This is a genomic window from Pseudomonas sp. W22_MBD1_FP4 (assembly GCF_052113765.1).
GTDB lineage: Bacteria > Pseudomonadota > Gammaproteobacteria > Pseudomonadales > Pseudomonadaceae > Aquipseudomonas > Aquipseudomonas sivasensis.
The window spans coordinates 1-9,576 of sequence record NZ_JBGQOI010000049.1 but is presented as its reverse complement, the minus strand read 5'-3'; the positions used below and the strand labels follow the sequence as shown (position 1 = coordinate 9,576).

At 62.3% G+C, this 9,576-nt stretch carries 11 protein-coding genes; 5 read left to right on the top strand and 6 right to left on the bottom strand.

Annotated features, from left to right (window positions below):
• Window positions 1-175: 175 nt before the first annotated feature.
• Genes ACEN2T_RS29815 through ACEN2T_RS29805 form a run of 3 tightly spaced genes read right to left on the bottom strand, consistent with a single transcriptional unit; the run spans window position 176 to window position 2,326 of the window.
• Window positions 176-1,102, bottom strand: coding sequence for a FecR family protein (locus ACEN2T_RS29815; protein ID WP_442117988.1), 927 nt, complete (start codon window positions 1,100-1,102; stop codon window positions 176-178).
• 37 nt (window positions 1,103-1,139) lie between these two features.
• Window positions 1,140-1,685 (bottom strand): RNA polymerase sigma factor, encoded by a 546-nt coding sequence (locus ACEN2T_RS29810; RefSeq protein WP_032888437.1) that lies wholly within the window; start codon window positions 1,683-1,685, stop codon window positions 1,140-1,142.
• Complete coding sequence (locus tag ACEN2T_RS29805) at window positions 1,682-2,326, bottom strand: secretin and TonB N-terminal domain-containing protein (RefSeq protein ID WP_032888435.1); 645 nt, start codon at window positions 2,324-2,326, stop codon at window positions 1,682-1,684. The genes ACEN2T_RS29810 and ACEN2T_RS29805 overlap by 4 nt, the downstream gene beginning before the upstream one ends.
• A 217-nt stretch (window positions 2,327-2,543) precedes the next feature.
• Between ACEN2T_RS29805 and ACEN2T_RS29800 the strand changes: the two genes are divergently transcribed.
• Together ACEN2T_RS29800 and mntP are read left to right on the top strand one after the other, a co-directional pair.
• Entirely contained in the window at window positions 2,544-2,855 is a 312-nt protein-coding gene (locus tag ACEN2T_RS29800; RefSeq protein ID WP_032888433.1) for a hypothetical protein, read from the top strand.
• Between the two features lie 221 nt (window positions 2,856-3,076).
• Window positions 3,077-3,640, top strand: a complete 564-nt coding sequence (gene mntP, locus ACEN2T_RS29795) for a manganese efflux pump MntP (RefSeq protein ID WP_032888431.1) — start codon at window positions 3,077-3,079, stop codon at window positions 3,638-3,640.
• A 137-nt stretch (window positions 3,641-3,777) separates the two neighbouring features.
• On the opposite strand, the gene ACEN2T_RS29790 is transcribed toward mntP, so the two are convergent.
• Entirely contained in the window at window positions 3,778-4,845 is a 1,068-nt protein-coding gene (locus tag ACEN2T_RS29790; protein ID WP_181644476.1) for an NAD(P)-dependent alcohol dehydrogenase, read from the bottom strand.
• Window positions 4,846-4,993: 148 nt separating this feature from the next.
• On the opposite strand from ACEN2T_RS29790, the gene ACEN2T_RS29785 reads away from it, so the two are divergent.
• The gene (locus tag ACEN2T_RS29785; RefSeq protein ID WP_442117987.1) at window positions 4,994-5,812 is read left to right on the top strand and encodes an alpha/beta fold hydrolase; all 819 of its coding nucleotides are present in this window, start codon (window positions 4,994-4,996) and stop codon (window positions 5,810-5,812) included.
• A gap of 43 nt (window positions 5,813-5,855) precedes the next feature.
• Here ACEN2T_RS29785 and ACEN2T_RS29780 read toward each other — a convergent pair whose 3' ends face one another.
• Together ACEN2T_RS29780 and ACEN2T_RS29775 are read right to left on the bottom strand one after the other, a co-directional pair.
• A complete protein-coding gene (locus tag ACEN2T_RS29780) occupies window positions 5,856-6,242 on the bottom strand; it encodes a DoxX family protein (RefSeq protein ID WP_095186008.1) in 387 nt (128 codons plus the stop codon).
• Window positions 6,243-6,316: 74 nt separating this feature from the next.
• Complete coding sequence (locus ACEN2T_RS29775; RefSeq protein ID WP_032888423.1) at window positions 6,317-7,192, bottom strand: LysR family transcriptional regulator; 876 nt, start codon at window positions 7,190-7,192, stop codon at window positions 6,317-6,319.
• A gap of 112 nt (window positions 7,193-7,304) precedes the next feature.
• Between ACEN2T_RS29775 and ACEN2T_RS29770 the strand changes: the two genes are divergently transcribed.
• The gene (locus ACEN2T_RS29770; protein ID WP_442117986.1) at window positions 7,305-8,531 is read left to right on the top strand and encodes a YbfB/YjiJ family MFS transporter; all 1,227 of its coding nucleotides are present in this window, start codon (window positions 7,305-7,307) and stop codon (window positions 8,529-8,531) included.
• Window positions 8,528-9,526 (top strand): NAD(P)H-quinone oxidoreductase, encoded by a 999-nt coding sequence (locus ACEN2T_RS29765; RefSeq protein WP_122681475.1) that lies wholly within the window; start codon window positions 8,528-8,530, stop codon window positions 9,524-9,526. The genes ACEN2T_RS29770 and ACEN2T_RS29765 overlap by 4 nt, the downstream gene beginning before the upstream one ends.
• The last annotated feature ends 50 nt before the right edge of the window (window positions 9,527-9,576 follow it).

Here is a 9,576-nt window from a genome sequence, read left to right as displayed (position 1 = left end):
GGCGGCGGCCCCCCAAATCAATGTCGGATTACGGGCATGCCGAGCCTAGGCGAGGCACCGAGTGGTGGGGCGAAGGCCTTTTGGTTACTTTTGTGCCTTTACAAAAGTGACCCGCTGTAAGAGCGGAACCACAAGCAGCCGTTACCTAAATAACGGATATGTACACCCACAACCCTCAACTCAACAAAACAACCCCCCCAGGCAACTCCGTACACTTAGCCCCATAAGCATCCCGTATCAACAACGCCACGCCCGCCAACTGCTGCAAACTAAACCGCGCCTGCACCCGCCGCTGCCCCAGTTCCTTGTTAAGCAACACCAACATCCCCGGCCGATAGCGGTTGATCTCATCCACCACCGTCGCCAACGTCGCGTTGTCAAACACCAGCACCTGCTCACGCCAGGCCACCACCGACTGCGTATCCACGGTGATCACGTCACCGACCCCGGCAGCGCCGTAGCTCATTTGCCGACCACGGCCCAAACTCACGCTGTTGCCGCCCACGTCCACCGACAGCGACCCTTCGATACAGGTGACACACACCCTGTGATCGGTATGACGCACATTGAACCGCGCCTGCGCCGCACTGACCCAGCCCTCCCCGGCCTGGACCTTGAGCGGCTGCGCAATATGGGCGACGACCTCGACCTCGCCTTCGAGCAATTCAATCCCCTGACCCACCCGGCTGATGCGCGTCTGGGTATTGAGTTCCAGGCTCACGCCGTCACTCAACAGCACTTGGCGCTGCTCGCCGACCTCAGTGCGATAGTCCGCCGTCAGCCCGGAAAACCCGCCCGGCACGCCGACGCGCACCATCACCACCGCCGCCGACGCGGCAATCGCGGCCCCCAGAAATGCGCGACGCCCGAACTGACGCGGCGCAGACGGTTGCTCAAGCGCCGGTGCCAATTGCTGCCACAACCCCTTCGCCTGCTCAAACGCCTGGGCATGCTCCGCGCTCTGGGCGCACCAGGCTTTGAGGGCCTTGGCATCGGCCACGGTGGCGCGGCCCGAGGTCAGCAGGAGCAGCCAGTCGCAGGCTTCATCGTGCAAGGGGCTGGCGGCAGATTGCCGGGCGATGGAGAGGCTAAAAATGTTCAAGCGCGCACATACTCACGGTTTTATCAGGGACTCAACACTAAGACGGTTTTCCGGCGCCGGGACCGAACCGCTGGATCACTTTTCTTTCCAGACGTTTGGCGCAATGACCCAGTGCGGCCTTGATTTCCTTCTCGACCATGCGCGTGGAAATGCCGAAGCGCTGGGAGATTTCCAGGTGCGGCGCCTCTTCCAGGCGGGCGGCGATCAGGATCTTGCGTCGGCGCGAGGGCAGTTCATACAGGGCTTTGACCAGGGACTGGATTTCACGTTGACCGCCCACCACCCGCGACGGGTCCTGGGCTTCGTCGGCGCTTTGCAGCAGTTCTTCCACCTCGCTGCCGGTCAGCAAACGGGCGTCGGCCTCGCGGCGGTCGGCAGCGATGTTCAGGGCCATGCGGTACAGGTAGGCATTGGGTTGCGCCAGGTTCGGCGGCATCTCCATGCGGTCGACTCGCAGGTAGGTTTCGTGCAACACGTCATTGGCCAGGTCCTCCGAGCCCAGACGCTTGCGCAAACGCACCTTGAAATCTTCGTAAGAGGCCAGGAACAAGCTGACCATCGTGCTGTGCCCGGTATTTTTCATCCGCCCGAGGCTCCTTTTACGGCTGTGCATTCCATGCGTGTTCCTGTGGTGTCGGGCATCAAGAGCAAAGTCACCGGTTGACGCAGTGAACTCGGCGCCGGGCGTTCCACCCGTGCAGCGCCCAAGCTGCGGACCAGTGCTTCATCGCGTTGTTCATCGCCGGTGGAGCTGACCAGCCGGCTGTGTTCGATCATGCCGTCGCGGTTGACCCACACCTGCACCAGCGCACGAAAACTGCCGGGCCGAGTCAGGGGCGAACGGCACAGGCTGGTCTCGATGGCCTGCTGCAAGGCCGTGGCGTAGCTGTTATTGATCCGCGCAGCACTGCGGGCCGCCGCGCCATGCGCCGGGGGCGGTTGGCTGACCTCGGGCAACTGCAAGGTAAACGCATCGCTGCGTGCATAACGTGCCATCAGGCCGCTCCCTGTCAGCAACATCGCCAGAGCCTCCTGCGCCGTGAAGCGACCGCGCACGGCGAGGGAGCGTCGGCCCTGCGTCAACTCACGGTCCACGAGCACCGCTATCCCCGTCGCGCGGCTATAGGCCTGCAGGGCGTGTTCAAGGTCTTGCGCGGGCAGGTTCAGCAGCAACAGCGGCGACTGCGCTCGCGCAACCCCGCCGCCAGCCAGCAGCAACAGCAAGACCAGGGCGCATACGGCGCGCCTCCAGGCTCCCTGTTCACCCCCTGCGTAGCATCGCTGCACGGCCGACGCGCCCTAGAAAACCGTCATCCTGAGGCCCGTTTATGAACCTGATGTTACGGTGATAGCAAAAAAAACATCACGGTGACGAGAAGCCCCCTGCACTAGACTCTCAAGCCATACCGGCCCACTCCTTCGGGCCTGCCAGGAGGCCATGATGAAGCTGCTCCCGACCCTCGCCAGCCTGTTGCTGTGCGCCGCCCTGCCCTTACTCGCCCACGCCGACAATGCGCCAAGCGGTTGCACCGAGGTCACGGTGGATGGGTACAAGGCGCCGGATTACGGCTGCCTGGGCCAACAAATGGGCAATGACACGAATGCAACCAAGGCGGCGAAGAAAAACCGTGAGGCGCAGCATCTTTCTATCGAGCAGCGGCCGCCGAACGCCGTGGGCTTATCCACCCCGGCGGCAACCAGCGTGCGCATGGGCAATACGTTTGGTACGTCGGTCAAGCCGCAACGGCCGTGAGCCTTTTGACGAAATTTTCATCTTTGCCCCCCTATGATCGGCCACCTCGTTGGGGAGTAACCGGCTTCTGACCCCGTTGGAAGCGTTCGTATCAACATATTCGGCAACCTGCCGTGGTGCGAACACCGTTTTTCGGTTGGTGAGACCAGCGACACATCCATGCCTAAAGTCGGGCGTGTGGTTGTGTCGTTGTGTCCTATAGCCCGACTGGAAGCCTCACCGTGAACCCCATTTCCCTGATTCTTCTCGCCCTGGCCATGTCCACGGACGCCTTCGCGGCGGCCATCGGCAAAGGCTCCAGCCTGCACAAACCGCGTTTGACCGAAGCCCTGCGTGCCGGTGTGATTTTTGGTGTGATCGAAGCCATCACCCCGATGATCGGCTGGGCGATCGGCCACGTGGCCACCCGTTGGGTGGAAAGCTGGGACCACTGGATCGCCTTCACCCTGCTGGTCGGTTTGGGCCTGCACATGATCTGGAACGGGCTCAAGGCCGATGACGAAGAAGCCGAGAAACCGACCCAGCACTCGTTCATGATCCTCGCCGTCACGGCGTTTGCCACCAGCATCGATGCGATGGCAGTGGGTGTTGGCCTGGCGTTCGTCGACGTGAATATCCTGGTGGCCTCCGCCGCGATTGGCCTGGCGACCATGACCATGGTGACCATCGGCATGATGCTCGGACGGGTGCTGGGCACCGTGGTGGGCAAGCGTGCCGAGATGGTCGGCGGCGTGGTGTTGATGCTGGTGGGTGCGACGATTCTTTACGAGCATCTCTCGGTCTGACGTGCACACATAACAAATGTGGGAGGTGGCTTGCCACCGATGGCGGTGGGTCAGTCAATGATGCTGTGACTGTACTACCGTTATCGGGGGCAAGCCCCCTCCCACAGGGGTTCTACGGTGGCTTGGAGGTCGAGTTTTCAGGCCGCGTGGCTTTCCTTCTTCAAACTCTCCATATCGATCACGAACCGATACTTCACATCGCCCTTGAGCATCCGCTCATACGCTTCGTTGATGCCTTGGATGTCGATCATCTCCACGTCCGAGACAATCCCGTGCTTGGCGCAGAAGTCGAGCATGTCCTGGGTCTCCTGGATCCCACCGATCAGCGAACCAGCCAGGCTGCGGCGCTTGAAGATCAGGTTGAACACGGTCGGCGATGGGTGCGGGCTGTCGGGGGCGCCGACCAGGGTCATGGTGCCGTCACGCTTGAGCAGGTTAAGGAACGCATCGAGGTTATGCGGCGCGGCGACGGTGTTGAGGATGAAGTCCAGGCTGTTGGCGACCTTGGCCATTTCGTCTGGGTTCTTCGACACCACCACATGGTCGGCGCCCAGGCGCAGGCCGTCTTCGCGTTTGTTGGGTGAGGTGGTAAACAGCGTGACCTCTGCGCCCATGGCGTGGGCGATCTTCACCGCCATGTGGCCGAGGCCGCCGAGGCCGACCACACCGACCTTCTTGCCGGGCCCGACCTTCCAGTGATGCAGCGGCGAATACGTGGTGATGCCCGCACACAACAACGGCGCCACAGCGGCCAGGTTGGAATCGTCGTGGGAGATGCGCAGCACGAACTTCTCCTTGACCACGATGCTGTCCGAGTAGCCGCCAAAGGTATTTTCACCGCCGAACACCGGGCCGTTGTAGGTGCCGGTAAAACCGCTCTCGCAGTATTGCTCTTCGCCCTCTGCGCACGAGGCGCAGTGCTGGCAACTGTCGACCATGCAGCCGACACCGGCGAGATCGCCGACCTTGAATTTGCTGACATTGGCGCCGACTGCCGTCACGCGGCCAACGATTTCATGGCCGGGTACCGAGGGGTACAGGGTGTTGTTCCACTCGTTGCGCACGGTGTGCAAGTCGGAGTGGCACACGCCGCAATAGAGGATGTCGATCTGTACATCGTCCGCCCCTGGCGCGCGGCGCTCGAAGGTAAAGGGCTTGAGGACATCCTTGGCGTTCTGGGCGGCGTAGCTGTAAGTCTTGGCCATTTCGTTCACCTGTGTGATCTGACGGTAGAGGTCAGTGGACCAGCATAGACGCTGAACCGTTCAACCAAGCACACCCATACAAGCCCTTCGTCAGGTTTACGGCAATAGTGAGCTAGAGTCTTCTCGCCCCCTCAATCAGGAGTTTTCCATGAGCACATTCGTTGCCAAAGACGGTACCCAGATCTACTTCAAGGACTGGGGCAGCGGTAAGCCCGTGCTGTTCAGCCACGGCTGGCCGCTGGATGCCGACATGTGGGAATACCAGATGGAATACCTGAGCAGCCGTGGTTACCGCACCATCGCGTTAGACCGCCGTGGCTTTGGCCGTTCGGACCAGCCGTGGACCGGCAACGACTACGACACCTTCGCCGATGACATCGCGCAGTTGATCGAACACCTGGACCTCAAGGAGGTGACCCTGGTGGGCTTCTCCATGGGCGGTGGCGATGTTGCGCGCTACATCGCACGCCACGGCAGTGCCCGGGTAGCCGGCCTGGTGCTGCTGGGTGCAGTGACGCCGATCTTCGGCCAGAAGCCCGATTACCCACAGGGCGTGCCGACCGATGTGTTCGACGGCATCAAGGCCGGTTTGCTGAAAGACCGTGCGCAGTTCATCGCTGATTTCAACACGCCGTTCTTCGGCATCAACAAGGGCCAGACCGTTTCCGAAGGTACGCTGACCCAGTCCCTGCAAATCGCGATGCTGGCGTCCCTCAAGTCGACCGTGGATTGCGTCACGGCCTTCTCCGAAACCGACTTCCGTCCGGACATGGCCAAGATCGACGTGCCGACCCTGGTGATCCATGGCGATGGCGACCAGATCGTGCCGTTCGAAACCACCGGTAAAGTGGCCGCCGAGATGATCAAGGGCGCCGAATTGAAGGTCTACAAAGATGCGCCCCACGGGTTTGCCGTGACCCACGCCCAGGCGTTGAACGAAGACTTGCTGGCGTTCCTGAAGCGCTGAAACCGCTCTCCTTATTTAGCCGGGCTTGCCCGGCTTTTTTTATTCAGGCAAAACGCTGACCGAGCACAAAACGCCCCGGCCCGGCGATCAGCACGCTGGTAAAGAGGATCAGCAACAACCACCCAAACTGCCCTTCAAACAATGTCCACTCTGGATGCACGACCACCATGGCGATCAACAGCACCGCCAGGATGGGCAGGCATGCCAGGCGCACCAGCACGCCGGCAAGGATCAGCAACGGGCACAGCACTTCGGCAAAAATCGCCAGCAGCAGCGTGACGTGTGCGCCGAGGTGAAACGGGTCTTCGATCAGCTTCAGTTGTTCGCTGTAATTGAGCAATTTGGGCAAGCCGTGTACCCACAGCAGGAACAACGCCCCGCTCGCCCGCAGAAACAACAGCCCCAGATCCTGATGTCTTGATTCGTTCATAGGTGTTCCCTGTTGGTTGACACATCGATTGTGTCCACAGAGCGCCCCCCAAGATTGCAAGCCTGTGCTGACCTTTACTCCCCCGTTCCCGCAAACCCCGCGACGATTTCATCGATGACTACCCGCACCCGCGCGGTGTGGCGCAGGTCGGCGTGGGTCACCAGCCACACGTCATAAGGCACCGGCCGCGTGCGCTCGGGCCATAGGCGAACCAGGCCGTCACGCTCACCGGTGTACACCGGGATCTCGCCGATACCGAGCCCGGCGGCAATGGAGCGGCGCACCAGCAGGCTGGAACTCAACGCCGCGACAATGCGCCCACGGCCCAAGGGTTCGGACACCAGGGTCAGGTCTTTGTGGGTTTGCAGATAGGGTTGGTAGACCACCAGATCGTGGCCTTCAAACAGGCTGCCGGGCTCGGGAATCCCGTGGCGATCGACGTAAGCCTGGGAAGCAAACAACCCCAGCGGCCATCGAGCGATGCGACGGGCTATCAGGTCGGGGCTGTCGGGACGGGTGTTGCGCACGGCAATGTCGGTTTCACGTTTGGCCAGGCTCAGGAACTGGGTCGATGCGTCCAACTGCACACGCACATCCGGGTGCTGGGCGTGGAGGCGCGCAATCGCAGGGATCATAAAGTCGATGGCCAGGGAATCGGTGGTGCTGACCCGTACGGTGCCGGTCAGGCGGTCATCCAGGCCTTGGATCTGCCGCTCCAGGTCCAGGGCCGAACGCTCCATTTTTTCCACCGAGTGCAACGCGGCTTCGCCCACGGCGGTCAAGGCGTAGCCCTCGGAGGTGCGCAGGAACAGCGTCGCGCTCAAGGACTTTTCCAGGGCGTTGACCCGCCGCCCGACGGTGGCCTGGTCCACCCCCAGCACCCGTGCAGCGCCGCGCAGTGTGGACTCGCGGCATACCGCCAGGAATACCCGTGCGTCATCCCAATTCATGCGTACTCCTTATGCTGCATATCTGCATCACTATGCCGTGTAATCGCAGCATTATTGCACCGACGTTCCTCGATATGCTGAGCGCCAGAGAAAAATACTCAGGACCGTCACCATGCAAGACACTCAAGCACGCAGCGGCGTCTGGCTGCCCATCTTCGCCGGCCTGTGCGCCAGCCTGGTCAGCATCGGCCTGGCGCGGTTTGCCTACACGCCGTTGATTCCATCGCTGATCCAGGCCCACTGGTTCAGCGCCAATGACGTGGTGTACCTCGGTGCCGCCAACCTGGTGGGTTACCTGATCGGTGCGCTGATAGGCCGCCCCCTCGCCCAACGCAGCTCCAACAAAAGCGCCCTGCGTCTGATGATGGTGGCGGTGACCCTGGCGTTCTTTGCCTGTGGTTTTCCGTTGTCGGTGACGTGGTTCTTCGGCTGGCGCCTGCTGTCGGGCATTGCCGGTGGCGCGATCATGGTGCTGGTGGCCGCGACCGTGTTGCCCCATGTACCGGCCGCACGCCGAGGCCTGGCCAGTGGCGCGATCTTCCTGGGCATCGGTTTGGGGATTGCCGGTTCGGGCACACTGGTCCCACCGCTGCTGAGCCTGGGTTTGCAGCAGACCTGGTTCGGTCTCGGTCTGTTGGCGGTGGTGCTGACGGCCGCCAGTTGGTTCGCCTGGCCCAACGGCACGCAGCATGAAGCACCGCAACCGGCGGGCAGCACGTTGCCGACCCCTGCTGGCGTGTACCTGCTGTTTGCCCAATACGCCTTTATGGCGGCGGGCCTGGTGCCGGCGATGGTGTTCCTGGTGGATTACGTGGCCCGCGGCCTGGGTGCCGGGGCGCATATCGGCGCGATGATCTGGGTGATGTACGGCCTGGGTTCGATTGTGGGGCCCGTCACTTATGGGTTCCTGGCAGACAAGCTCGGCGCACGCTTGAGCATCCGCGTGGTGTTGCTGGTGCAGGCGATTGCCGTTGGTTTGTTGCCGTTCGCCGGCTCGTTTACGGCCCTGGCGGTACTGGCGGTCATCCTCGGCTCCTTCCCGCCGGGCATCGTGCCGCTGGCGCTGGCGCGGGTGCACGAACTGATCCCCAATCATCACCAACAGCAGGTCGCCTGGAGCCGTGCCACGGTGTCCTTTGCCACCTTTCAGGCGGTCGCAGGCTTCGCTTACTCAGCCCTGTTCAATGCGAGCGGCGGCCAGCATGCGCTGTTGTTCATGATCGCGGCCGGGGCGATAGTGGTCGCCCTTGCACTGGAACTGGTCATGCTTTTGCTGAACCGCCGGCCGCCCGACGCGGTCCCACCCCATACGCTCATCGCTGCAGGTAACTTCAAATGATGCTCCCTAACGACATGACCCTGATCGAAATCACCACGCCCGGTGGCCCAGAGGTGCTCCAACCGCGCCAGGCGCAAGTGCCCGTGGCCGGTCCCGGCGAGATCCTGATCCGCGTGCACGCCGCCGGGGTGAATCGCCCCGACGCCCTGCAACGTGCGGGCAAATACCCGATGAAGCCCGGCATGAGCCCGATTCCGGGTTTGGAAGTGGCCGGTGAAGTGGTGGCGCTGGGCGACGGCGTGACCGCGTTCAGCCTGGGCGACAAGGTGTGCGCCCTGACCAATGGCGGCGGTTATGCGCAGTTTTGCGCGGTGCCCGCTGGCCAGGCTTTGCCGATCCCCGAGGGCATGGACTGGATTCAAGCCGCCGCCGTACCGGAAACCTTCTTCACTGTGTGGGCCAACCTGTTCGGCCTCGGCGATGCGCACACCGGCCAACGCGTGCTGATCCACGGCGGCACCAGCGGCATCGGTACGACCGCGTTGATGCTGTGCCGCGAATTCGGCATCCAGGCTTTCGCCACCGCCGGCAGCGCCGACAAATGCGCGGCCATTGCGAAGCTGGGCGCCACGCCGATCAATTACCGCGAGCAGGACTTCGCCGACGTCATTGCCCAACAGACTGACGGCCAGGGTGTGGACGTAATCCTAGACATCATGGGAGCCTCGTATCTCAACAACAATCTCAAGGCCCTGGCCATGGACGGCCACTTGGTAATGCTGGGTTTCCTCGGCGGCGCCAAGGCCAACGACGTCGACCTGCTGACCATCCTCGGCAAACGCGCGGTGATTACCGGTTCGCTGTTGCGCGCGCGCAGCAAGGATGAAAAAGCCGCGATTGCCGAACAGTTGCGTGAATACATTTGGCCGGTACTGGAAGCCGGGCGCTGCTTGCCGATCATCGACAAGGTGTACGAATACACCGACGCGGCCCAGGCCCATGCGCGGATGGAAGGTGGGGACCATATCGGCAAGATTGTCTTGCGGGTCGCGTAACCAGCAGGCACTAGATAGCAAATGTGGGAGGGGGCTTGCCCCCGATTGCA